Raw genomic sequence first — 22,514 nt, 5'->3', positions numbered from 1 at the left:
GTGTTGGCACGCCCACGGCCCACGGAATCCCTCGACCACAAGGAGCGGCAGATGCCCATCGTCCGCAGCAACGGGTACGACATCGCCTACGAGGTGGTCGGAAACGGCCCCGCGCTGGTCCTGCATCCGGGCATGTTCCAGATCGGCGCGCACTGGACGCAGGCCGGCTACACATCCGCGCTGGCGGCCTCCCACACGGTGATCACCATCGACCCGCTGGGCATGGGAGCCAGCGGCGCGCCACAGGATCCGGCCCCGTACTCCTTGGCGCGCCGCGCCGAGTACGTCATCGCCGTTCTTGACGACGTCGGCGCGCAGAGGGCCGCCTTCTGGGGTTACTCGCTGGGGGCCCTGACCGGTTACGGCGTCGCCTTGCACGCTCCGGAGCGGCTGGCGGCGCTGGTCGCCGGCGCGTTCGATCCGGTCGGCGGATTCAGGTCCGCGGTCGGCCCGACCCTGCGTGCCCTCGGCCTGCCGGCCGACACGGACGCGTACCAGCTCGTCAAGCAGGGCGCCTCCGCACACCCCGCCCAGGCTGCGGTGATCGAGGCCGGCGACCCGGGTGCGTTCCGGGCGAACTATGAAGCCTTCTCGCATGAGCCGGGCACGCACGCCGAGTTGGCGGCCTCGGGGGTGTCGATGCTCCTGTACGCCGGTACGGCCGATCCCTGGCATGCTCCGATGCACGTGTTCGCCGAACAGACGGGGGCGGCCTTCTTCTCGGTGCCCGGCGCGGACCACCAGGGCGCATGGGACCAGTCTGGCAACGTGCTGCCGCACGTCCAGACGTTCCTGTCGGATGCGGTCGCTGCTCGCACGTGAGCACCAGGGCAGGGCTCTCCGGGGGCGGCTGCTCAGCCGGCCAGGCGTTCCACGAGCAGGAATGCGCCGATCGCGATCATCATGACACCGCTGGCGCGGGTGACGGCTCGGGCGGCCGCGGGGCGGGTGGTCAGGACCGTGCGGGCCAGGACACCGACGGCGAGGTAGACGAGGGTGCACGCGGTCAGGTGCATCGTGCTGAGCAGCCCGGTCTGCGCGGTGACCGGCCAGCCCGTGGCAGGGTCGATGAACTGCGGGAACACGGAGAAGTACAGCAGCAGCGCCTTGGGGTTCAGGCCGCTGATCCCGAACCCCTTGAACATGACCTGCAGCGGGGAGGTGTCCGTACTCGCTCCGCCGACCGCGGGAACGGCCGGCTGGCGCAGGACACCCCAGCCCAGCCACAACAGGTAGCCGGCGCCCGCCACCGTCAGGGCGGTGAGCGCGGCGGGGTAGCTCGCCACGATCACCGCCAGACCCGCGACGGCCACCAACGCGTACGCCATGTGCCCGGCGATGAGACCGGTGACGGCCGGGACGACGGAGCGTTCCCGCAACCCGGCGGATATCGCGTATGCCCAGTCCGCGCCGGGGGTGAAAACCAGCAGCAGGTCCACTGCCAGGAACGCCGCCAGCGTCGTGGTGTCCATCGATCGTGCCCTCTCGTACTTCTTGTTCTGGAGGGAAGGCTAGGCGGGATGCGCCCGAAGGTGTTTGCGTCTTTACCCCGTGATCACGACCAGTGAGGGAGAATCTTCTCCATGGATGCCCTGGACCGGAAGATTCTTGCCGAGCTGCAACTCGACGGCCGCCTGACGATCACCGAACTGGCCGCCCGAGTGCAGCTCAGCGTCTCCCCTTGCCACCGTCGGCTGCGCGACCTGGAACGCGAAGGTGCGATCCGCGGCTACCGCGCCGTCGTCGATCCCGCTGCCGTCGGCCTGAACTTCGAGGCCATCGTCTTCGCCACCCTGCGCTGGGAGGATGCCGACACCGTCACGACCTTCGAAGAGGCCGTAGGAGCCATCCCTCACGTGCTGCAAGCACAGCGTCTCTTCGGCGAGCCCGACTACCTCCTGCGCGTCGCGACTGCCGACCTGGCAGCGTTCCAGGAGCTGTACGACCAGAAGCTCGCCCGGTTGCCCGGTATCCAGCGTCTGACCTCCACCCTCGTCATGAAGAACGTGATCGACGACCGACCGCTGCCCGAGTAGCCGCGAGGAGGCCCGCACGGCGGCTGTGGAGGGCTGGATGGCGGGGCGCGCGGGCGGGCAGTGCCGTCTTGTCTTGCTGTCGAGCGCGTTCGTGCTGCCGGGGGGCTTCGATCAGCGCCACCTTGCAGAGCCGGCGACTCGTTCGCGCGCTGAACGAGCGCCGCGGGGCCTCATGAGTGCCCGGCCGCCCGCGCTCGGGGGCTGCGGGCGGCCGGTCCTTCGGAATCCTGTCGGATGCCGCTCTGCGACCGTACGCCCTGGCGGGCCGGAGAGCCCGCAGAGAGATGCACTTCGGGCCGGCCGGGTGACCCGGCCCAGGCATCTGGCGCAACCACTACAGGCGCGGCCGTGTCTGGTCTGCGCGGACGGCGCACAGTGGGGACGTGGATGTCGAGCAGATCGCCGAGGAGCTGTACGGGCTGAGGCCGAACGAGTTCACCACGGCCAGGGACGCGTACGTCGCGGACGCGCGGCGGGCGAAGGACACAGCGTCGGCGAAGGCGATCGCGGCGCTGCGACGCCCGGCGCTCGCTGCGTGGGCGGCGAACCTGCTCGCCCGACGGCAGCCGGAAGAGGCGGCGAGGTTCCTGGCGCTGGGCGAGACGCTGCGTGAGGCGCACCGGACACTCGATGGTGAACAGCTGCGCGTCGCGGGGCGCCGGCAGCACCAGCTTGTCGGCGCGCTCGCCCGGACGGCCGCCGCCTTGGCCGCGGAAGCAGGTCAGCCGGTGAGCGGGACGGTGCTCCACGAGGTCGAGCAGACCCTCCACGGTGTCCTGGCCCGCGCCGACGTCGCCGAGCAGTGGCTGAAGGGCCGGCTCGTGAAGGTCCCCGAAGCCGCGGTCGACTTCGCCGCCGTTGCACCGGATGAGGTGCCCGCCCACCCGGCCCGTACCGAAGAGGCCGTGCAGACGAAAGAGACGGAACGTGGAGGACGGCGACGGCTGCGTGATCTCGAGCGTGCTCGTGCGGCGGCGAAGGACGCCGACGCGGTGGTAAGCCGATGCGAGCAGGAACTCGGCGAGGCCCGTGACGCGCATGAGGCTGCCGAAGCGGAGGTCGATTCGGCAGCCGACCGGGTTCGCCGGCTTGAGCGCGAAGTGCAGGAGGCCAGGGCGGCCAAGTCTGCGGCCGGGGCGATCGCGAAGGAGGCCGGCGCGGCCGTGAAGGCGGCGGAGCGTGCCCTACGCGAGGCACGCAGGGCCGCCGAACACGCTGTTCACAGCGTTCAGAGCCTGGAGCAGCAGACCGAAGCGTAGGCGGTCCGGGGCGAGCCAGGACCCGCACTTGGGCGCTTTGGCGCGGGGCGCCACTTCACGGGTCGTGGCGCCGTCGGAATGCTCGGCGTGGACGGCGTGGACGGCGCCGACGGCAGTTCGAGGACGAGGTGGACGCCGACGATGTGGGGCTCGGCGCCAGGGGGCGGCGCTGCGGTCGCGGTCCTCGACGGCCCGTGGGCGGCGTCGGCGGCGGGATGCTCGGTGGCGTGCCGTTCGAGCAGCTTGCGGGTGGAGGGGAGCATGGCCAGGTACGGCAGCTGCTCAAGGCTCCGCCAGGCAAGGAGTTGGCCCTCGGTCACGGTCAGCGTGCTTGGGTCGCCGTTCCACTCGCCGGTGAACAGCTGCACGGGGACGAGCGTCCCGTAGATGCCGGTCACGTGCTCGACCGCGTACGGATGGAGTCTGGGGATCTTGAGACCGGCCTCTTCCCGTAGCTCGCGGACGACCGTGTGCAGCAAGGTGGCGTCGTCCGGCTCCCGGCCGCCGCCGAGCAGTTCCCAGCAGCCTGGCGCCCAGATACCGGGCTTCACGTCCCGCAGGTGCAGGAGGTAGCGGCCCTGACCGTCGTGGATCAGCGCGCCGGCGTTCACGGGCATGACGGGACCGGCCAGGGCGGCGTCGTGGAGCTTCGCGCGCAGCGTGGGCGATGGGACCTCGTCCTGCGGCAGCCAGACGGCCCGTACGACTTCCTCCCTCTGGAGAGCGGGAGCGGGTCTTTCGGCCGCAAGGCGGAACACGAAGCGGAAGTCGTAGTGCTGTTGCGGCCCTTCCCCTTTCTGCGCGGTGGCCTCGATGTCGTGGACGCCGATGTCGATGGGCGTGTGCCCGAACTCCGGTGTGAGGACGAGGCAGGCGGACGGGATGCCGGTCTCCTCGGCGAGCTTCCGCAGCGCGGCCGCGAGCAGGGTCTCGTCTCCCGCCTCGACGTCGCCACCAGGGTTGAGGAGCAGCCCGGAGGCCTTGCGCTCGATGTGCAGGACTCGTCCGTCGGCGTCGATGACGACGCCGCTGCAGGTGATGTGCCCGGGCAGCGCGGAGCGGCTCGACGGGTCCTCTGCCCCGGCCAGCGCCGTGAGGAGCCCGGAGAGCGTGTCGCGCTCGCCGGGGTGTCGGTCGAGGTAGTCCGTGATCGTGGATCGCAGGTGGTCGAGGGATGGGCGCATGTCAGTACCTCGCAGGGGTCGAGATGACCGTAAGAAGCAGGGGAGTGCGGGAGGAAGCGCAGCAGGGCTCGTGCAGGTCGGAACCTCACAGTGGTGGGGCCGTCGAGGCATTGGTTCGTGCGCCGCCGACGGCTGCCTCGGAGACTGGCTGGTAGGTGGCCGGCGGCCGGAGTCGACGACTAACGGAGGTGTCCCCTCAGTACCTCCTCCGCCTCGTCAAGCCGCTCACGCAGAACGACCGCGGCCGCCACGCGGTCTCGGGCGTACGACTCCAGCGACTCGGTGACAGGTCCGAGGCCGTCCACCACCGCGTTGAGCGGATAGACGGTGCACCCCAGGTACGCGGCCGTCAGCCGCACCACGCTCACCAACTCCTCCACCGGTACCACCGGATGGCGCTGGCGGTAGACGGCGGCGAGCCGACTCAGCCCCTCGGGCCAGTCCGGATGGGCGAGGACGGTACGCGGGTCGAGGGCCAGCCGGCCGAGTTCCCACATGAGGCTGCGCCGACCCGGCGCAGCGAAGTCGATGACCGCCGCGACATCGTCCCCACGCAGGAGCACGTTCGGGCCCGACAGATCCCCGTGGACCAGCTGCGAGATCGTCCGCGCCGGAGCACCCGCCAACAGGCGCTCCACCGCCGGCAGCCCGGCCAGTCGCTCGCGTGCCGTCTCCAGCGCCCACCGCTCGAATTCCGTACGAGGAGGGTCTGTCTCGTAGCGGTGTACGAGACCTTCGAGGCGGGTCCGGCTGCGTACGGGGTCGACCGCCCTGTCGCGTGCATCGAGCCGGGGCGGTCCGAACCGGTGCCGGGCCAGGCCACGGTGCAGGCGGCCGATCGCCTCACCGACGGCCTCCCATCGGGGCCCGTGGAGTCGGCCGTCGGCGGTGACCGTGTCGTGAAGGTATCGGGTGACCGACATGGCCATCGTCCCGTCCGAGGCGACCAGTTGCTTCTGGTCGACCGTGTAGCGGGCGCGCGCCACCGGAACACGGCACAGCCGGGCGTACTCGCTCAGCTCGGCTGCGCTCTCGGCCGTCGCCCGACCTGTGCTGTCCGGGTAGGTCTTGACGAACCAGGCGGTGCCGTCCTTCGCGGTGGCCACGTAGTTACGAGTCGCGGTCCCGGACGGCCCGGGAGCCACCGACGCCGGAACGATGCCGAACTCGGAGGCGAGCATCAGTGTCACGAGCGCGATCCGGTCTCGGGGGCTCGCGGTGGTCACGATGGGGCTCCTTCACGTGGGTCCGGGTGAGCATGAACTTCCCCGCGCCGTTCGCGCCGACGATTGCGAGGATCTGGCCGCGCATGGCTTGCGGACGACGTGCAGGGAACGGCCGCCGTACCGTTGTCAGGATGACCTCGTGGTACGCGGCCCTCACGACGTGCCTTCGGCCTACCTCCATCGTGCAGCTCCGAGCCCATCTTGACGCTCCGTAACAGACAGTGTTCGTTCCTGCTGCAACGTCTCCTACAGGGGCTGACCGTCCGCGTTGTCCTCGAAAAGCTCCCGGGTGCGGCGCAGCAGAGCCTCCCGTACGGCGTCAGGTGACAGGACCCGCAGTGGTGTGGCCAGGCTGAGGAGGTACTTGGCCAGCCCGTCCGCGTCGGGGCCGCCGATGTCGACGATCGTGGCGGCAGTTCCCTCCGGGCGGTGGGCACCGACCGTCGGCGGGATCAGCCGTAGCGCCTGGTCCATGGGCAGGGGGAGGCGGATCGTCACGTAGAGCGGGTAGGCGCCGGTCGCGATGGAGTGGGAGACGAGCCGAGCCGGGTCGGGTGGATCAGTGAGCTCCACCGGGTGCCCGGTCGGCCGTATCTGGCCGACCCTGTCGGCCCGGAAGGTGCGCCACTCGTCCCGTGTCACGTCTCGGGCGACGAAGTACCAACGGCGTCCCGTGTGCACCAGGCGGTACGGGTCGACATCCCGGACGGTGGCCTTCCCCTCCCGATCCCGGTAGGAAAGTTGGCAACGCTCTGCGCGGCGACAGGCAGCGGTCAACTCCAGCAGCATGCCGGGCGCGATCTGTGGAGCGTCGAGCCGTGTGGTGTGAACAAGAGCGGCGTCCATCTCACCCAACCGGTCCGCGACCCGGCTTGGCAACACCTGACGCAGCTTCAGCAGGGCGGACAGCGCAGCCTGGTCGTCGCCGAGAACACCGCTGAGCGCGGCCTCGCGCAGCCCGACGGCCACGGCGAGTGCCTCCTCGTCATCGAGGACCAACGGCGGCACCCGGGCACCGGCGCCGAGGCGGTAACCACCCCATGGCCCGGGATCGGACTCGACGCCGTACCCGAGCTCCCGGAGCCTGGCGACGTCCCGCCGGACCGTGCGTTCGGTGACCGCCATCTGATCGGCCAGCTCCCCGCAGGTCCACGACGGCCGCGCGGACAGCAGTGAGACCAGTCGTAGCAGGCGGGCGGATGTGCTGATCACATCGAGAAGTGTCCCGCATGACCAGGACCGAAACTGTCCTGGTCCCGTCGTAGCGTCGTCCCCATGACCACCGGAACCACCTCCGCACCCGCGATCCGCTATGCAGCCGTCACCTTCGACTGCCCGGAACCCGCCGAAATGGCCCGCTTCTACGGAGAGGCCCTCGGCCTCCCCGTCGCCTACTCCAGCGACGACTTCATCCTGCTCGGTCAGGAGGGCTCGGCCGGACTGGGGTTCAACCGGCTGCCCGACTACAGGCGCCCCACCTGGCCGGACCCTGCCCAGGAGAAGCAGGCCCACATCGAACTGGGCGTCGACGACCTGGAGGCCGCGCGCGCTCACCTGCTGGCCCTGGGGGCTGTCGAGCCCCCGACCCAGCCACAGCCCGACCGATGGTGGGTCCTGCTTGACCCCGCCGGCCACCCGTTCTGCATCACGACCCTGGTGTGAACGTGATCGGCAGACTGATGACCATGACCGCGCACCCGGGCAAGGGCGGCGAACTCGCCGCCGTCCTGATGAGGGTCGCGGAGAGGCTGCACGGCTTCCCTGGCTGTGAGATCTATCTGGTCAGCCAGGACGCGGCAAACCCAGACACGGTCCACGTCACCGAGGTCTGGCAGGACGAGGCCAGTGCGCAGGCTGCCCTCGCCGCTCGGTCGCGCGCCGATGGTCCCGACCCCGCAGATGTCCTCGCGCTGCTGTCGGCGCCACCGCATCGCACAGACCTTGCGGTCCTGGGCGGAGTGGGCATCCCTCCTGTCGGCGGCCGGCCCTGATGCACGCCCGTGGCCGCAGGAATGGCCCTCTCTGATGTCATTCCTGCGGCTGAGGCGCGTACGACCGCCCCGACTGGCCGTGGCGCCGCTGACGGCACGGGCACTGTCAGAACGGCGGAGCGGCAATGTCGGATCCACCCACACCCTCGCAGTCGTCGCCCGGCCATGGCGCCGCAGCCGTCAGACGTCTTGTCCTGACTCTGCCGCGAACGAGCCATGAGAACTTCCGGGGCGGCGAATCAAGGCGTCCTCAACGCACCAGCCCCCGCTCGCCGGACGCAGAGCCATCCGTCCAGGGCAGCGCAGGCCGGCCGGCGGCGCGTGTACGTAGCGAGTTGTGGTCGGGGTCGAGTGCGGCCGCGTGCAAGGCCTCCACCGAAGCCTCGACCTCCGCCACGGCGCGGTGGGCGCACCGGCGAGGAGATCGCCGCGGCCCTCGGTGCAAACCTGCTCGACCCGAACGCGCCGCGAAATGAATCATGGACCAGTGACATCGACCGAAGCAGCAGCAATCGCCCTCCAGGACCATGCAGCCCTCTGGAGTATGGGGGAGGTCCGCGCCAGCGAGGTCGTCGAGGCCGCCTGTGACGCGCTCGTCGCCGGACTCGATAGTCCTGGCCTCCGGATCCTCGCCGCCTGCACGCGCGCCGAAGCGGACTACGAAGTCCACGACCTGCTTCCCGTGGCACTCGACGAACTCGGCCTCACCTTCTACCCGGTCGCCGACGAGGCCGCCCGAGAGGCAGTCGCCCGAGCCCTCGCCCGTCGCATGCACAGCGGCGAGTTCACGCCTCGGGAGTTCGCCTTCCGGATCCACCAGCGCTACGGACATGGGTTTCCCCTGACTGAGCGGGTCGCCGCACTCGACGACGAGTACGACATCCTCGAGTACGGCGATCGAAGCGTGCACCAGGTCGATGCCGAGGTCACGGCCGAAGCCCGCCTCCTCGCGACCCACCCCACGGCTCCCACCGAACCCACCGACGCGCCCAACTGACGTACATGGACCGCCCCGTGGGCCCCTGCTGAAGCGTGCTCAGGGGTCGCAGCGGGGCGGCTGCGCTTCTGCGGACGGGCGGAGCGAAGGCGCCCGGGTGCGGGTTGAGCGAGGTCAGGGCGGAGGGACGGGAGCGAAGGCGGCGAGCGCTGGACGGCCGATTCCGGGAGCCGAGCAAAAACGCTTGCCTAATGGTCAAGAAGTGTTGACCATTAGAGCCATGCCTAGCGATGATGTTCCCGAGAAGTTCCACGTCACCACCGACGAGCAGTTGCGCGCGGTTTCCAATCTCACCCGTCACCGGATCATGGCCGTGCTCCGCTTCGAGCCCGCGACGATCACGCAGATCGCCGAGCGCGTGGGCCTCGCGAAGGGGAGTTCCAGCTACCACGTACGGCTGCTGGAGCGGGCGGGCCTGGTGAAGGTGGTGCGAACGCGGAAGGTCCGCGGGGTCACGGAGCGGTACTACGCCATGGCCGCCCGGTCGATCGTCCTGCCGGATCCCGGCGAGGGGGGCCCGGATGTGCTGATGCGGCATGCGGTGGCGGACCTGGAGGCATCGCCGGCGGACCAGGAGCGGCACGTGGGGATGGCGCATCTGCGGCTCACCGACGAGCAGTTCGCGGAGTTGGGAGCGCGACTGCAGGCACTGGCCGAGGAGTACCGGGAGCTGTCCGATCCGTCGCTGCCGGACACCTCATTCGTCTTCGCACTGTTCCATCCGGCATCGCGTCAGCAGACGGCAGCAGGGGAGGCCAAGTGAGCTCAGACGTAAGGAAGCTGCCGAGAGGATTCGGACGGCTGTGGACCGCACAGACGGTGTCCTCGCTCGGCGACGGGGTGACCCACGGCGCGCTGCCGCTGCTCGCACTGACATTGACGCGGGACCCGATGGCACTCGCCGTCGTCGCCGCCGCCGGAACCCTGCCGTGGCTGCTCTTCGGAGTGCTCGGCGGTGCGCTGGTGGACCGCTGGGACCGTCGGCGCACGATGTGGGTCGCGGACGCGACGCGTGCGGTACTGCTCGCGATACCGGCCGCGGCGGCAGCGCTCGACAGCCTGAGCATTCCCCTGCTCGCCGCCGTCGCCTTCCTCCTTGGCCTCGGCGGACTCTTCTTCGACACCGCCGCCACGGCCTACCTGCCGGACCTGCTCGGGCGCGACCCCGCGCTCCTGGAGCGCGCCAACTCCCGCCTGCGCGGCACCCAGACCGCAGCGTCCGGTTTCGCCGGGCCGCCGGCGGGCAGTGCCCTGCTCACGCTCGGACGGGCGGTTCCGCTGCTCGCCGACGCGGTGTCGTTCGCGTTCTCCGCGCTGCTCGTACGGTCGCTGCCTTCCGCACCCCGCCCCGTACCGCAGGCCCGTGAGTCGCTGCTGCGGCAGGCGCGGGCCGGCGCCTCGTACGTCTTCGGGTATCGGTTGCTGCTCGGGCTCGCGTTGCGTCCCGCGGTCGGGAACATCGCCTTCCTCGCCGTGGAGACCGTACTCGCCCTCTTCGCGCACGATCGTCTCGGCATCGACACCTTCGGCTTCGGCCTGCTCCTCACGGCGGAGGCCGCCGGCGGTCTGCTCGGCGCGGGCATCGCCTCCTTCCTCGGCCGACGACTCGGCACCGGCACCGCGCTGACCTGCACGGCCGCAGTCGAGGGACTCGCCATCCTCGGCCTTGCCGCCGCCCCGAACCCGTACGTCGCCGGGCTCGCGCTCGCCGTCTGCGGGGCGGGCATGGGCGCCACGATGGTGATCGCGCCCTCCCTCCGGCAGGCGATCGTCCCCTCCCACCTCATGGGCCGGGTCGCCTCCACCTCCCGCATGCTGGCCATGTGCGCAGCCCCGTTCGGCGCCTTCCTCGGCGGCTGGCTGGCCACCACCTACGACGTACGCACCCCGCTCTACACCGCCGCCGGTCTCCTCCTGGCCATGACCGCCGTCACGGCGACCATGACCAGCAACCGCCGGGTCGAGGCGGCGCTGCGTGCCGCCGCCCCGGCCGATGACACGGATCACCGGGAATCCGCGGCACCTGTGCAGGAGCATGCCGGTTAGGGCTTCTCCGGGTCGCTGAGCCAGTGCAGGGTCCAACCCCCTGCGGGCTCCCTGGCCCTGCGGGCTCCCTGGCCCTGCGGGATGGCCCTGCCCCTGGGGCCACCAGCCCCCGCAGGTCGCGCGCCGCCTCGCCGGGCTCGATGTCGAGACATGTGGTTCCGCGCGCGTTGGCGAGGAGCGAGTCTTCTGCCGCCGGTGCCGGGTGTGGCCCCTGGCGTTGATGTGCAGTCAGACAGGTCTGCGCATGCATGGTGGTGTCACGACACCGTGTCGGCAGGCCGGTGGCTCGGGCTCGTGGGAGGTCGGGCGCGGGTGAACTATCTTGGGCGGCAGCGAGACGAGAAGGAGAGATCCCGTGGCATCCGGGCAGCAGGCGCGTGCACAGGCAGCCGCGATCAAGCCGGGGCGGCGCTCGTCCGAGGCGGAGGCGGAGGCGGCCTCTCCCGCGGAACGGGTGCGGGCCCTGTTCGGCGGGCACCGGCTGTCTCCCGCGCAGCGGCGTATCGCCCAGTTCCTGACCGACCACCTCACCGAGGCGGCGTTCCTGTCCATCACCGAGCTCGCGGAGCGCGTGGGGGTCAGCCAGCCGTCCGTGACCCGCTTCGCCTCGTCGCTGGGGTTCAGCGGCTACCCCGCGCTCCGGGAAGCGCTGCAGCCCATCGCGCTCAGCGCCGTCGCCGGTGCGCCCGGTGAGGGGGAGGAGCGGCACCGTAACGAGCTGCAGTCGGCCATCGACGCCGAGATCGAGAACCTGACCGCCCTGCGGCGCTCCCTCGCCGACCCCGACCGGATCCTCGGCATCGGCCGTGAGCTGGCCCGCTCCGTCCCCCTGACCGTCGTCGGCCTGCGGATCTCGGTCTCCCTCGCCGAGTACTTCGCGTACGCCGCGCGACGCATCCACCCCGACGTCCGGGTGGTGACGAGGGGCGGCAGCGTCGCGTACGACGGACTGCTCCAGGCGCGCGAAGCGGGCGGCACGTGGGTGCTGGCCTTCGCGATGCCGCGGCACGCCAAGGAGACCCTCGCCGTCGTGCGCGCCGCCCGCGGGGTCGGGCTGCGCGTCGCGCTGATCACGGACCTCGCGCTCGGGCCGCTGGCCGACGAGGCCGATGAGGTGTTCAGCGCGGGCACGGGCTCGCGGCTCGTCTTCGACTCGTACGCGGCGCCCGGGGTGCTCTCCGCGGGCATCCTCCAGGCCATGGCGGACGCGGACCCGGAACGTACGCAGACTCGGCTGGAGAAGTACGAGCACGCGGCGGAGCAGCACGACTTCTTCCTGGACGACTGACGGCGGGACACCGTCGGAAAACGCCTGAAACCGTCTAAAACCGACCGGGGGAGCGGGGCCAGGTTCGGGTCTGCTCGTAAGCGTTGGGAATGAAAATTTTCATGCCCTTGCCTACTTGACGGTATATATATTTACTAAGGGGGCCCCACGGGCCCGAAAGGAACATCGAAGGCCGCCCCCTCCTCCTCGGACGGCCTCGATGCTCCGGCGGCCCCGCGCCGCGTTATCGCGGATGCTCTGTGGCGGCTCCGATCAACCCCTGGATCGGAGCCGCCGCACAGAGCCGCAGCCGGCCGGCCCGGGAAGCGCCGGGGTCCACCGGACCGCGGCCCTCTGCTCTGAGGCTCCCGAACGCGCGAGTGACCCACTGATCCATCCGGATCGCGAAGTCCGACGCCGAGGTGATCCCGGAGGCAGGCAGGCACCCGGCGTCGTCGAGGTCGGCGACGAAGTCCACATCGGCCCAGCCGCCACGGAACAGCACAACCGACAGCATGGTCTCCGCCGGGCCGGACATGACCACGCCGACCGAGTCCGGATCATGCACGCGAGCCCGGTCGGTCTCCAGTGGCTGAGGCCAGGGAGCCTCCGCGTCCCTCCATGTCGGCGGGCCCACTTCAAGGCCGGCTGACGTCCAGGCCGTGGTCCGCTCGGCCAGGATCGCAGCCACCCCGTCGAGATCAACAACTCTGTCCATGGGGGGGATCATCCCGCAGGGGCGATCCCCGGCAGCCAGGGAGCCCTCGTGGTCGGACCGCCCTGCTGCTGGTGACTGAGCGTTTCGGCCGGTTGATAAGCGGGCGCGACCTTAAACGCGATGACCTGCGGGGACGGGCCGTGGCACAGTCTCTCCATGTCCAACGACATCGCCTATCCCGTCTTCCGTACCCCCGACCCCGTACTCGCCCTGAGCATGGCGCGCCGCCTCATGGAGCTCGGCCGTTGCGAGTGCACCAACGTCTCCCTCTATGCGGAGTTCCGCTCTGTCGACGAGGTACGGCGCGGGGCGAAGGAACTGCCCGAGGGGTGGTTCTGGGGGCAGGAACACTACGGGGAGTTCGATGATCAGGTGCCGTTCGAGGACCGCCCCGCATGGCTCGTAGGCGTCCGGGGTGCGGGCCTGCCGACCGACCCGACGGCGTACGAAGGGCGGCTACCGGTGGACTACGAGTTGCTCGACCAGGCGGTCGACAGCGTCGAGGACGCCTTCGCTGCCGCGATCGGTCCGAGCGTGGGCGAGATCAACTGGCAGCATCTGTGCTGGCCGGACGCGCCCGAGGTGGGTTTTCGCGGCGAGTCCAACCATGCAGAGGTGACGCTCCTGCTGAATACCAGCAAGCGCGGGTACGACGAGCCTGCCGACGACCACACCGTCCTCGTCCACGTGCGCAGCGTCGACGTCGACGGCCGTCAGATCAGGGAGCCGTACGCGCACTGGCTCGCCGGACAGGTGGGACTCACGGTCATCGGACCCGGCCAGCGGTGCTGAAGGCCGCCAGCCCCCGCGGTTAGTGGGGGGGGCAGGCGGACAACGGTTGACGGCTCCCGCGTACGGCTCTGAAGGGCGCCGCCAAGACCGGACGAAGCCCCGTGGACCGAGAGGGAACCGTCAGCAAGCACCACCTGATCACAGACGCCACCGGGATCCCGCTCGCCGCCCCCTTGCCCGACGTCTCGGCCAACAGCGCCACGCCCCCGCGGGACTCGCGGCTCGCTACCTGTCGACGCCGTTGGTCACGTGCTCCCAGCTGTCCAGGTCTGCGAGGCGCGCCTCCCACGCGGCGCGCATGCCCGTGGCGCTGGAAGTGCCGAGGGCCAGGCGCAGCGGGGGGTTGGGGCTGTCGACCGCGGTCCGGATGCCTGCGGCGATACGCGCCGCGGCGGAGAACGCGGATGCCGGCAGCTCCGCGATGTCCTTCTGGACCGCTCGGACGGTCTGGTCGTAGTCGGCCAGGTCGGCCGCGACATCGAGGTTGGCCAGGAAGGGGGTCGCGGTCAGCCCGGGCTGGATGATCGTGACGTTGATGCCGAGCGGCCCGACCTCGGCCGCCAACGCGTCCGACAGCCCCTCGACCGCGTGCTTGGTGGCGGCCAGGAGGCCCACGCCGGGATGGGCGGACTGTCCGTAGACGGACGAGCCCTGGAGGATGTGCCCGGATCGCTGGGCGCGGAGCACCGGCAGCGTCGCGCGGAGCACGTTGAGCACTCCGAAGACGTTGGTGTCGAACACGGCACGGACCTGCGTGTCGGAGGCCTCCTCAACGGCTCCGAAGAGTCCGTATCCCGCGTTGTTGGCCACGACGTCGATCCGGCCGAACCGTGCGAGTGTGCGCTCCACCGCGTCCCGGACGGCTTGCCCGTCACGTACGTCCGCGCGGACGAGAAGCAGGTGCTCGCCGTGCGCTTCGGCCAGTTCTTCCAGGGGTGAGGTGTCGCGGGCGAGGGCTGCCACGGCGTCGCCGCCCTCCAGCGCCTGGAGCGTCAGTTCGCGGCCGATGCCGGACGTCGCGCCGGTGATCAGCCAAGTGCGCGGGTGGGTCTGCTGGTTGGGAATTCCATTCATGTTGCGACCGTAAGTCGTTAGCTCGCAACGAGTCAACTCCTCTGGTCGGCATGGTTGCCCTCTAGCCGGATTAGCGCCGTGGGTGCTGATGTAGGGTGGATGCATGAGCAGTGCGGCAGCCGGATCTCCCCAACCCACCCCTCGCACCGTCCCGCCGACGGTGGAGACGGTTCTCGCGTTCGTGAACACGCGCGCGGACGGCTCGGGGCGCCGGGAGTTGTTCGAAGACGGGGACTCGTTCGCGGCGTGGCTGGCGGAGCGCGACGAGTTCGGTGGTGCATCCGTGGCGACGGACGCTGACGCCGCGGTCGCGCGCGAGCTGCGTGACGCCCTGGTGACCGTGCTGCTCGCGCACTCGGGCGATGAGGAGACACTGGGGGAGCCGCTGGAGCGTGCCGAACGGCACCTGCGTCGCGTGGGCTCTCTCTACCCGCTGGCGACGGTGGTCACGGCCGGCGGGGTCGAGCTGGCGTCACCGCAGGCGGGGGTGCCGCGGGTGTTCGGAACCGTACTGGCCGCGGTGACGACGTTTGCGCAGAGCAGCGACTGGGGGCGCATCAAGGCGTGCCGGAACCCCCCGTGCCACCTCGGATTCTTCGACCGCACCCGCAATGGGGGAGGGCTGTACTGCAGCACCGGCTGCGGCTCTCAGGTATCGATGCGCAAACACCGTCAGCGGCAGCGCCAAGGCGGTGGCACGCCCTCCGAGGCGTGACACGGTCCTTTCACGTCTTGCGTCATTCTCCGAGCGCGAACGACGCCCGTTCCTGCCACGTCGTACCGTCGTGCACGATGAGTTCAACCGAGGCGACGCGAGCCGTGAACGGGAGCCGGTCGGCGAGGTCGGCCTCGACCTCCTCCAAGACAACGTCGTCCTGACCTTGGGCGATGGTCAGGTGCGGCACGATGTCGGCGAACCGCCCGCCATACGGCGGAGCCTCAGGCCAACGCTCAGCGATCGCCTCCGTGAGCTGCCGCAACTGGGTGTCGGGCTCGGGGGCGAGATACAGCACTCCGGGGAGCCGTCCACACTTCTCGAACCGCAGGTCAAAGGCCTGGTGGCGGCCCAACACGTCAGCGAGAGCGGAGTGGACGAGCCCATCCATCCGGCTCTCGTCGAGGAACGGGAAGAGCACGGTGACATGGGCTGGAACGCCGGCCCGGGCTGAGGGATCGAGCCGTTCACGCCATCCACGGACGTACGGCTCCGCCTCCGGCATGCGAACGATGAGCGCCGTCTGGCCCGCCTGAAACGCACTGGTGCTGTCATCTGCCATGACACCGCATGGTGTCACGTCCGCCCCAGACGGCACGGCTCCTTTTCCGCTCAACGATCACGTCGACCTGCTGCCAGTCGGCGAGCGTGGGGGCCAGTACGGTCCTGGCCGCTTCAGGTCTGGCCATATCGATGTCGCTGTCGTAGTCGAGTACGCGTCCCTGTGGCGTATGGCAGTCGATGGCGTACGTGCTGAAGCAGCCTCCGTACATGACGTCGACGACCTTGTTCGGCCATGGGGAGTAGGTCCAAGGAGCTCTCAGGACCGGTCAGGATTCGAGAAGCCAGGGCCGGCGCGCAGCCCCTAGCGTGATGGTCATGGCAACCACCACTTCCACCACAGCCCACACCTCTCTCGCGTCCGTCACCCTTGAGGTGGCCGACCTCGAGGCCGCTCGCCGCTTCTACAGCGCCTTCGGCGTGGACACGTACGTACGCCTGCGGGCGTCCGAGGCGCACTCCAGCGGGTTCCGCGGTTTCACCCTGGCGCTCACGGTGTCCGGTCCGGCGACCGTCGACGGCTTCGTCGGCGCTGCCGTTCAGGCCGGCGCCGTGGTGCTGAAGCCCGCCGCGAAGTCCCTGTGGGGCTACGGCGGCGTCGTGCAGGCCCCGGACGGGACGATCTGGAAGATCGCGACCTCGGCGAAGAAGGACACCGGGCCCGCCACCCGTGAGATCGACGAGGTCGTCCTGCTGATCGGCGTCGAGGACGTGAAGGCCACCAAGGAGTTCTACGTGGGCCGGGGCCTGACCGTGGCCAGGAGCTTCGGCGGCAAGTACGCCGAGTTCGGGCCCGGTCAGTCCAGCCCCGTCAAGCTCGCGCTGTACAAGCGCCGCGCGCTGGCCAAGGACCTCGGCGTCGGCGCCGACGGCACCGGCTCGCACCGCATCGTCCTCGGCAGCACCGCCGACGCCTTCACCGACCCGGACGGGTTCGCCTGGGAGTCCGCCGCGCCGCTCGACCCCACGCAGTCCTGACTCCCAGCCCCGTCGTACCCAGAGACCTGCGATCACGCGCCGATGTGGCAGCGGAAGCCGACCCCCTGGCGGCCGGGTCGGACCTGCGGTGAGCCCGCACAGCAAGAGGAGGAAGATCATGAAGTTTTGGGCGCTCGTCGAGCCACCCGAGCCCATGCGGGGCTTGGAAGTTCCGCCCGAGGTCGTAGCAGCGCTCGACGGGGGCGCCCGGCCGCCGGTGACGATCACGGTCAACGGGCATAGCTGGAAGAGTCGGGTCGCCATCATGCGCGGCCGTCACCTGCTCGGCCTCAGCAACGCCAACCGGCAGGCCGCGGGCGTCACGATCGGTGAAGAGGTCGAGGTCGAGCTGGAACTCGACACCGAGCCGCGCGTCGTCGTCGAGCCCCCGGACTTCGCCCGGGCGCTGGACGACGACCCCGTCGCCCGCGCCGCCTACGACAACCTTGCGTATAGCCGCAAGCGCGAGCACGTGCGCGCCATCGAGAGCGCGAAGAAGCCCGAGACGCGCCGACGGCGCATCGAGAAGGCCATCGCCACCCTGCGGGGCTGAGCCCCGAAAGCAAAGACTCCGGCGGCACTGGCAATCGCCGTGCGGAGAACCGACCCTGCCCGATTCATCCTTGGGGGACATGTATGTCGAAGCGATTGATGACCGGTGTGTACTGGTTCCTGGCCTTCGAGTTCGCGCTGGGCGCCGTGACCAAGTACTGGCCGGGCGACACGGTGTTCAGCTCGGCGTACTCCGTGAAGTTCGTCGATTGGGGCTACCCGTCCTGGATGCGCTTCGTGGTCGGCGCCCTGGAAGGTGTCGCCGCCGTGCTGCTCGTGATGCCCAACCGGAGAGCACGCTTCCTGGGTGCCACGACGCTGATGTTCGTGCTCACCGGCGCGGCCACCACCCACATCGTCAACCACGACCCGGCGGGTCAGAGCTGGGCCGCGCCGACCCACCTCCTCATCATGGGCCTTCTCGCGCTGGCCAATTGGCCCGCCCACTGGCGAGACCTCCTGCGGGCTCCTGCCGCGCCGACAGCCTGAACACCACGTCACGTCCGTCCAGCGAAACAACGAAGGCGCTGCACCCCCACGGGAATCCCTGACCCGCACGGGTGGTCCGGCGTCGGTTGTTAGGCGCGCGTGCGGGCGGCGGCTGTGTCGTGCAGAGGGACAGACGCTGTCGATGGCGACGCGTACCTTCCGGCATCGACGAGGGTGGCCGGCTCCGCGAGGTCCGAGCTGTTAGCTGTCGCTGCCCAGGATGAGCGTCGGCCTCGGCACGCTCTACCGGCCCTCGCGAACCAGGAAGCCCTGCTGGAGGCCCTCCTGCGCCAGCGCTTCACCGACCTCGCCGAACGGGCGCGCGCACTCGCCGCAGCCGCCCCGCCCGAGCAGGCACTGACGGAGTGGCTGGACGAGTTCGCCGCCGGCGCGGGCGCCCACCAGGGCCTGTCGGCAACTCTGACGGTCACTTTGGGGGATCCGTAATCACCGCTGCACAACAGTGGCCTGACCACGCGCCAGGCCAGCATCCGCCCGCTGTAGACGGCCCAGGAAGCAAGAGGGATTCGGCAAGACGTGGCACCCATCGTCCTGTTGGCACTGGCGAACGCCCTCCGCTGGATCGCCAGCCAGACCCCCACACGGGCTGAGGCCGCGGTCCGAGCAAGGAACCATCCACCACCACGACCACTGGTGCACGTGCCGAACAGGCCGAGGACCGGCGTCGAGCGCGGCCGAACCGCCCTCACACAATCCCCGGTGGCAGTGATCGAATTGAGTACACGTACTCAGGCATCGTCCGCCGGGCTTGTCCATGCTGGGCGCGAACGCCGAATCGCCTCAGGGAGAGACGCATGGACCACGCCATACAGCTGCGCGCAGCCACGTCCAGTGATCACGACTGGATCCACGAGCTGCGGCATCGGGTGTACGCGGAGGAGCTCGGCCAGCATCCGGTGAACCCCTCCGGGCGATTGAGCGACGGACTCGACGGCGACAACGTGTATCTCGTGGCCGCTCGCGGCGAGACGCGGATCGGCTTCGTCAGCCTCACCCCGCCGTGGGTCGGCCGCTACTCCCTCGACAAGTACCTGACGCGCGAGGAGCTGCCGGTCCTGACCGAGGAGGCGCCGTTCGAGATCCGTGTCCTCACCGTCGAGGAGCGCTGGCGGTCCACCGTGGCGGCGCCGCTCCTCATGTACGCGGCGCTGCGCTGGGTCGCGGCGCGCGGCGGCCGCGAAGTGGTCGCGATGGGACGCACCGAACTGCTGGACATGTACCTCGCCGCCGGGTTGCGCCCGGTGGGACGGACGGTCCGGTCGGGCGCGGTCTCGTTCGAAGTCCTCAGCGGCTCCGTGACCGAGCTGACGAAGACGGTCAGGGAGCGTCAAAGCCGGACCCTGGAGCGGCTGCGGACGGGCCTCGACTGGCGGCTCGACGTGCCCTTCGCGCCGCGCGCCGACGGCTGCGAGCACGGCGGTGCCTTCTTCTCCGCGATCGGTACGGACTTCCGGACGCTGGCCCGCCGGCACGAGGTGGTCGCGGCCGATGTGCTGGACGCCTGGTTCCCGCCGTCCCCGGCGGTCCGCGCGGTCCTTTCGGAGGACCCGGGGTGGGCGGCCCGGACCTCGCCGCCGACGGGCGCGGAGGGATTGCTCGCGGAGATCGCCGGGGTCCGCGGGCTGCCGGTGGACTCGCTCGTCGTCGGGGCGGGTTCGTCCGATCTGATCTTCCGGGCGTTCGGCCGGTGGCTGACGCCGAAGAGCCGGGTGCTGCTGCTCGACCCGAGCTATGGCGAGTACGCCCATGTCACCGAGCGGGTGATCGGCTGCCAGGTGGACCGGCTCAGGCTGCGCCGGGAGGACGGTTGGCTGCTCGATCCGGCCCGGCTCGCCGCCGCGACCGAGAGCGGGCGGTACGACCTCGTGGTGGTGGTCAATCCGAACAACCCGACCGGCCGCCACGCTCCCGCCGACGCGCTGCGCGCGGGGATCGAGGCCTCTCCCGCGCGGACCCGGTGGTGGATCGACGAGGCGTACCTGGGCTATGCCGATCCTGCGGAGTCACTGGCCGGACTCGCCTCGGTCGACCCCCGGGTCGTGGTGTGCACGTCGCTCTCGAAGATGTACGCGCTGTCGGGAATGCGGGCCGCGTATCTGGTGGCCGACCCGGACACGGCCGGGGAGCTGCGCCGTTGGACGCCGCCGTGGCCCGTGAGCCTGCCGGCCCAACTGGCCGCCGTGACGGCGCTGCGCGACCCGGAGTACTACACGGAACGCTGGGCGCACACCGCGGTGCTGCGGCGCGGGCTCGCCACCGAACTTTCCGAGCTCGACGGCTTCGCCTCGGTGGACGAGGCAGTGGCCAACTTCCTCACCGTGACTCTGCCGCCCGATGGACCGAGCGCGGCCCAGCTGGTGCGCGAGTGCCGGCGCCACGAGGTCTACCTGCGGGACCTGTCGCCGATGTCCCCGGCGTACGAGGGGCGGACCGTCCGGATCGCCGTCCGCGACACGGCGGAGAACGCTCGGGTCGTGGCGGCATGCCGCAGCGCCCTGGACGCGCTGCGCGAGGGGACGACGGCGGCGACGCCGGTCACGGTCGCGGCGGGTGCGCCGGGCGTCCGGGACTCCCGGTGACGACGGTCCCCGCTCTCGTCCCGTACCTCGGTGGCGCACTGGCGGTCGGCGGGCTCGCGGTGGCGGCGACCCGGCGGCGTGAGCTCATCGTCCGCTGGTGCGTGTGGGCGCTCGGCGTACCCGTGGTCACGGGCGCGTTCTGGCTCGGACCACCCGGGATCGCGGTGCTCGCAGCCGTGGTCGGGGTGGTCGCGGTGGTGGAGTTCGGCGGGCTGCTGCGGCTCGGCCCGGTGGACCGGGCAGTGCTCGGCGCCGCGGTCGTCGGGCTCGTCCTGACCGCGTGGCTGGCCCCCGGGGAGGTGCTACGGGCCGCAGGGGTCGGGGCGCTCGCGATCGCCGGGGTGCCCCTGCTGTCGGGCGACGCCGAACACGGGCTCCGCCGCCTGGGGGCGGGACTGCTGGGGCTCGTGTGGCTGGGCGTCCTGGCCGGTCTCGTCCCCTTGGGGGCGGTGGGTCTCGTCCTGTTCGTGGCCGTGTCGATCGCCGACATCGTCGCGTACGGGGCGGGTCGCCGTCTCGGCGGCCCCCGGCTCTCCGTGCTGTCGCCCGCCAAACGGTGGAGCGGCACGCTGGCAGGGTCGGCGGCCGGCCTCCTGGCGCTCGCCGTGCTGTCGTCCCTGACGTGGCAGACGGCGGTGGCCGTGGCGGTCGGCGGGCCGCTCGGGGATCTGCTGGAGTCGATGGTGAAGCGGGGCGCCCGGGTGAAGGACGCCGGCAGTTGGCTTGCGGGCTCCGGCGGTCTGCTGGACCGCATCGACTCCCTCCTTGTGGCCCTGGCGGTGTTGCTGGTTCTGGGATGAGAACCCCCAAATAAATGACCTCCGAGGGGGTTGGAGCCCTCAAGGCTGTCGATCTGGGGCGACGGGGTGGCTCGACGGCAGCCGCCGGATGTCGATGGCGCGCTGTGGGCGGTCACCGACATCCCGCGGCTGCCGAAGGGTGAGCGTCGAGTCCGGAATCCGGGGCGCAAGCGCCACCCGGAAGGCTGGCGTTCCACAGGATTCGGTTCGTGCAGCACACCGGATCGCGGGGGAGCACCATCTACGACCGTCACCGGCCGGGGGCGATCTCAGCCGAGGAAGTCCTTCCAGAACGGCACGGACGCCTGCGGAGCCCAGAGCACGTCTTCGTCGACCTCGCCGAACTCGCGGTCGACGTAGTCGGCCAGGTCGTGGCCGTAGTAGATGATGTCGGTTCCCCACACCGACAAGATCGGGTGTCCCGGACTGTCGAGACCTGCGGGTATGAAGCGGTGCGCGTAGACGGGAACGAGTCGCGGCGCTCGTGCAAGTACCGCTCGGGCCACATCCACGGCCTCTTCATCGGAGGTGGGACGCGCCCCCAGGGCCGGATGCCGGCTGCCGTGAGCGACGTCGCCCAACACTTCTCGTACCGGCCACTCCAGCCGATAGCTCAGGTCGTCTTCATCAGCGTGACGCCAGTCGGGCCAGGGCTGCTCCCACGTCTCACCTTCCTCGGGAGGTGAGACGACCGGCAGCCCAGCCGCCAGGAAAGCACGATGCTCCGGGGAGAACTCAAACCCGTAGGTCGCCTCGATCCGGCCGAACTCTTCCTCCGTGAGCCCTGGAGCTATCTCACAGCAGTCCGCACCCGCCAACCGCCGCGCGGCCTCCGCACCCAACCAAGCGCCATCAGCGTCGATCACTCCGGCACCGTACACAGACTGCTCGCACGGCATCACAACTTCCGAGCCCTGGTGTGGGCCTCCAGGCCATTGCGGGACAGCCCGTAGCGCGGATGCCCTGGACCTCCAGCATCCCGCTCGCAGATACCCAGCTCACCCCACTGCTCCAGGCAGTGGCCCCGGTCAGAGTCGCCGTAAGGGCGGATGGCGGGAGCAGATCGGCGTACGCAGGCTCACCGGGGACCGAGACAGGCAGGTGCGCGGTGGCGGGTCCCGAGGGCCCCCCCACCCCCCCCCCGCCCGGGTGTTGTTTGAGAGCCCGGGGGGCCCCGACACCAACCCCGCGAGCCACCGACCGGGGGGCACCGGGCCGCGGGCGGCCCG

At 70.5% G+C, this 22,514-nt stretch carries 25 protein-coding genes; 16 read left to right on the top strand and 9 right to left on the bottom strand.

What is annotated here, in order from left to right:
* The first annotated feature begins 51 nt into the window (after window positions 1-51).
* On the top strand, window positions 52-822 hold the full coding sequence (locus ACWGN5_RS00465) for an alpha/beta fold hydrolase (RefSeq protein ID WP_453510214.1): 771 nt from the start codon (window positions 52-54) through the stop codon (window positions 820-822).
* A 32-nt stretch (window positions 823-854) separates the two neighbouring features.
* On the opposite strand, the gene ACWGN5_RS00460 is transcribed toward ACWGN5_RS00465, so the two are convergent.
* Window positions 855-1,472 carry a LysE family translocator gene (locus ACWGN5_RS00460; protein WP_453510212.1) on the bottom strand — a complete coding sequence of 206 codons (618 nt, stop codon included), beginning with the start codon at window positions 1,470-1,472 and terminating at the stop codon, window positions 855-857.
* Window positions 1,473-1,583: 111 nt separating this feature from the next.
* Between ACWGN5_RS00460 and ACWGN5_RS00455 the strand changes: the two genes are divergently transcribed.
* Together ACWGN5_RS00455 and ACWGN5_RS00450 are read left to right on the top strand one after the other, a co-directional pair.
* Window positions 1,584-2,036: an Lrp/AsnC family transcriptional regulator gene (locus ACWGN5_RS00455; RefSeq protein ID WP_453510210.1), complete on the top strand. Its 453-nt coding sequence runs from the start codon at window positions 1,584-1,586 to the stop codon at window positions 2,034-2,036.
* Window positions 2,037-2,419: 383 nt separating this feature from the next.
* Window positions 2,420-3,295 (top strand): hypothetical protein, encoded by an 876-nt coding sequence (locus ACWGN5_RS00450; RefSeq protein WP_453510209.1) that lies wholly within the window; start codon window positions 2,420-2,422, stop codon window positions 3,293-3,295.
* Here ACWGN5_RS00450 and ACWGN5_RS00445 read toward each other — a convergent pair.
* From ACWGN5_RS00445 to ACWGN5_RS00435, 3 genes are all read right to left on the bottom strand, one after another.
* A complete protein-coding gene (locus ACWGN5_RS00445; protein WP_453510208.1) occupies window positions 3,265-4,479 on the bottom strand; it encodes an NUDIX domain-containing protein in 1,215 nt (404 codons plus the stop codon). The genes ACWGN5_RS00450 and ACWGN5_RS00445 overlap by 31 nt on opposite strands.
* 179 nt (window positions 4,480-4,658) lie before the next feature.
* Window positions 4,659-5,705, bottom strand: coding sequence for a phosphotransferase (locus ACWGN5_RS00440; protein WP_453510207.1), 1,047 nt, complete (start codon window positions 5,703-5,705; stop codon window positions 4,659-4,661).
* Between the two features lie 246 nt (window positions 5,706-5,951).
* On the bottom strand, window positions 5,952-6,917 hold the full coding sequence (locus tag ACWGN5_RS00435; protein ID WP_453510206.1) for a helix-turn-helix transcriptional regulator: 966 nt from the start codon (window positions 6,915-6,917) through the stop codon (window positions 5,952-5,954).
* Between the two features lie 63 nt (window positions 6,918-6,980).
* Between ACWGN5_RS00435 and ACWGN5_RS00430 the strand changes: the two genes are divergently transcribed.
* From ACWGN5_RS00430 to ACWGN5_RS00405, 6 genes are all read left to right on the top strand, one after another.
* A complete protein-coding gene (locus ACWGN5_RS00430; protein WP_453510205.1) occupies window positions 6,981-7,367 on the top strand; it encodes a VOC family protein in 387 nt (128 codons plus the stop codon).
* Window positions 7,364-7,696, top strand: a complete 333-nt coding sequence (locus tag ACWGN5_RS00425) for a putative quinol monooxygenase (protein WP_453510204.1) — start codon at window positions 7,364-7,366, stop codon at window positions 7,694-7,696. Before ACWGN5_RS00430 ends, ACWGN5_RS00425 begins: the two co-directional genes overlap by 4 nt.
* Window positions 7,697-8,183: 487 nt before the next feature.
* Window positions 8,184-8,693 (top strand): hypothetical protein, encoded by a 510-nt coding sequence (locus ACWGN5_RS00420; RefSeq protein ID WP_453510203.1) that lies wholly within the window; start codon window positions 8,184-8,186, stop codon window positions 8,691-8,693.
* A 220-nt stretch (window positions 8,694-8,913) separates the two neighbouring features.
* On the top strand, window positions 8,914-9,456 hold the full coding sequence (locus tag ACWGN5_RS00415; protein ID WP_453510202.1) for an ArsR/SmtB family transcription factor: 543 nt from the start codon (window positions 8,914-8,916) through the stop codon (window positions 9,454-9,456).
* Window positions 9,453-10,739, top strand: a complete 1,287-nt coding sequence (locus ACWGN5_RS00410; RefSeq protein WP_453510201.1) for an MFS transporter — start codon at window positions 9,453-9,455, stop codon at window positions 10,737-10,739. Before ACWGN5_RS00415 ends, ACWGN5_RS00410 begins: the two co-directional genes overlap by 4 nt.
* A gap of 355 nt (window positions 10,740-11,094) precedes the next feature.
* A complete protein-coding gene (locus tag ACWGN5_RS00405; RefSeq protein ID WP_453510200.1) occupies window positions 11,095-12,027 on the top strand; it encodes a MurR/RpiR family transcriptional regulator in 933 nt (310 codons plus the stop codon).
* 223 nt (window positions 12,028-12,250) lie between these two features.
* Here the strand turns inward: ACWGN5_RS00405 and ACWGN5_RS00400 are convergent, their stop codons facing one another.
* Entirely contained in the window at window positions 12,251-12,724 is a 474-nt protein-coding gene (locus ACWGN5_RS00400; protein ID WP_453510199.1) for a hypothetical protein, read from the bottom strand.
* 156 nt (window positions 12,725-12,880) lie between these two features.
* On the opposite strand from ACWGN5_RS00400, the gene ACWGN5_RS00395 reads away from it, so the two are divergent.
* Complete coding sequence (locus tag ACWGN5_RS00395) at window positions 12,881-13,516, top strand: hypothetical protein (RefSeq protein ID WP_453510198.1); 636 nt, start codon at window positions 12,881-12,883, stop codon at window positions 13,514-13,516.
* A gap of 225 nt (window positions 13,517-13,741) precedes the next feature.
* Here the strand turns inward: ACWGN5_RS00395 and ACWGN5_RS00390 are convergent, their stop codons facing one another.
* Window positions 13,742-14,590, bottom strand: coding sequence for an SDR family NAD(P)-dependent oxidoreductase (locus ACWGN5_RS00390; protein WP_453510197.1), 849 nt, complete (start codon window positions 14,588-14,590; stop codon window positions 13,742-13,744).
* A 103-nt stretch (window positions 14,591-14,693) separates the two neighbouring features.
* Between ACWGN5_RS00390 and ACWGN5_RS00385 the strand changes: the two genes are divergently transcribed.
* Window positions 14,694-15,305 carry a CGNR zinc finger domain-containing protein gene (locus tag ACWGN5_RS00385; protein ID WP_453510196.1) on the top strand — a complete coding sequence of 204 codons (612 nt, stop codon included), beginning with the start codon at window positions 14,694-14,696 and terminating at the stop codon, window positions 15,303-15,305.
* Between the two features lie 22 nt (window positions 15,306-15,327).
* Here the strand turns inward: ACWGN5_RS00385 and ACWGN5_RS00380 are convergent, their stop codons facing one another.
* Window positions 15,328-15,867 (bottom strand): 2'-5' RNA ligase family protein, encoded by a 540-nt coding sequence (locus tag ACWGN5_RS00380; protein WP_453510195.1) that lies wholly within the window; start codon window positions 15,865-15,867, stop codon window positions 15,328-15,330.
* A gap of 311 nt (window positions 15,868-16,178) precedes the next feature.
* Between ACWGN5_RS00380 and ACWGN5_RS00375 the strand changes: the two genes are divergently transcribed.
* From ACWGN5_RS00375 to ACWGN5_RS00365, 3 genes are all read left to right on the top strand, one after another.
* Window positions 16,179-16,844, top strand: coding sequence for a glyoxalase (locus tag ACWGN5_RS00375; protein ID WP_453510194.1), 666 nt, complete (start codon window positions 16,179-16,181; stop codon window positions 16,842-16,844).
* Between the two features lie 118 nt (window positions 16,845-16,962).
* Window positions 16,963-17,397, top strand: coding sequence for a YdeI/OmpD-associated family protein (locus ACWGN5_RS00370; RefSeq protein ID WP_453510193.1), 435 nt, complete (start codon window positions 16,963-16,965; stop codon window positions 17,395-17,397).
* A gap of 83 nt (window positions 17,398-17,480) precedes the next feature.
* Window positions 17,481-17,885: a DoxX family protein gene (locus ACWGN5_RS00365; RefSeq protein ID WP_453510192.1), complete on the top strand. Its 405-nt coding sequence runs from the start codon at window positions 17,481-17,483 to the stop codon at window positions 17,883-17,885.
* Window positions 17,886-18,128: 243 nt separating this feature from the next.
* On the opposite strand, the gene ACWGN5_RS00360 is transcribed toward ACWGN5_RS00365, so the two are convergent.
* Window positions 18,129-18,287 carry a hypothetical protein gene (locus ACWGN5_RS00360; RefSeq protein WP_453510191.1) on the bottom strand — a complete coding sequence of 53 codons (159 nt, stop codon included), beginning with the start codon at window positions 18,285-18,287 and terminating at the stop codon, window positions 18,129-18,131.
* 413 nt (window positions 18,288-18,700) lie between these two features.
* On the opposite strand from ACWGN5_RS00360, the gene ACWGN5_RS00355 reads away from it, so the two are divergent.
* Entirely contained in the window at window positions 18,701-20,485 is a 1,785-nt protein-coding gene (locus ACWGN5_RS00355; protein WP_453510190.1) for an aminotransferase class I/II-fold pyridoxal phosphate-dependent enzyme, read from the top strand.
* Entirely contained in the window at window positions 20,482-21,285 is an 804-nt protein-coding gene (locus tag ACWGN5_RS00350; RefSeq protein WP_453510189.1) for a phosphatidate cytidylyltransferase, read from the top strand. Before ACWGN5_RS00355 ends, ACWGN5_RS00350 begins: the two co-directional genes overlap by 4 nt.
* Window positions 21,286-21,554: 269 nt before the next feature.
* Here ACWGN5_RS00350 and ACWGN5_RS00345 read toward each other — a convergent pair whose 3' ends face one another.
* A complete protein-coding gene (locus ACWGN5_RS00345; RefSeq protein ID WP_453510188.1) occupies window positions 21,555-22,151 on the bottom strand; it encodes a hypothetical protein in 597 nt (198 codons plus the stop codon).
* Window positions 22,152-22,514 lie beyond the last annotated feature (363 nt).

It is taken from the genome of Streptomyces sp. NPDC055815, from assembly GCF_053616475.1.
Note: the sequence above shows the minus strand (reverse complement) of the source record. Positions and strands in the feature narration are given on the sequence as shown.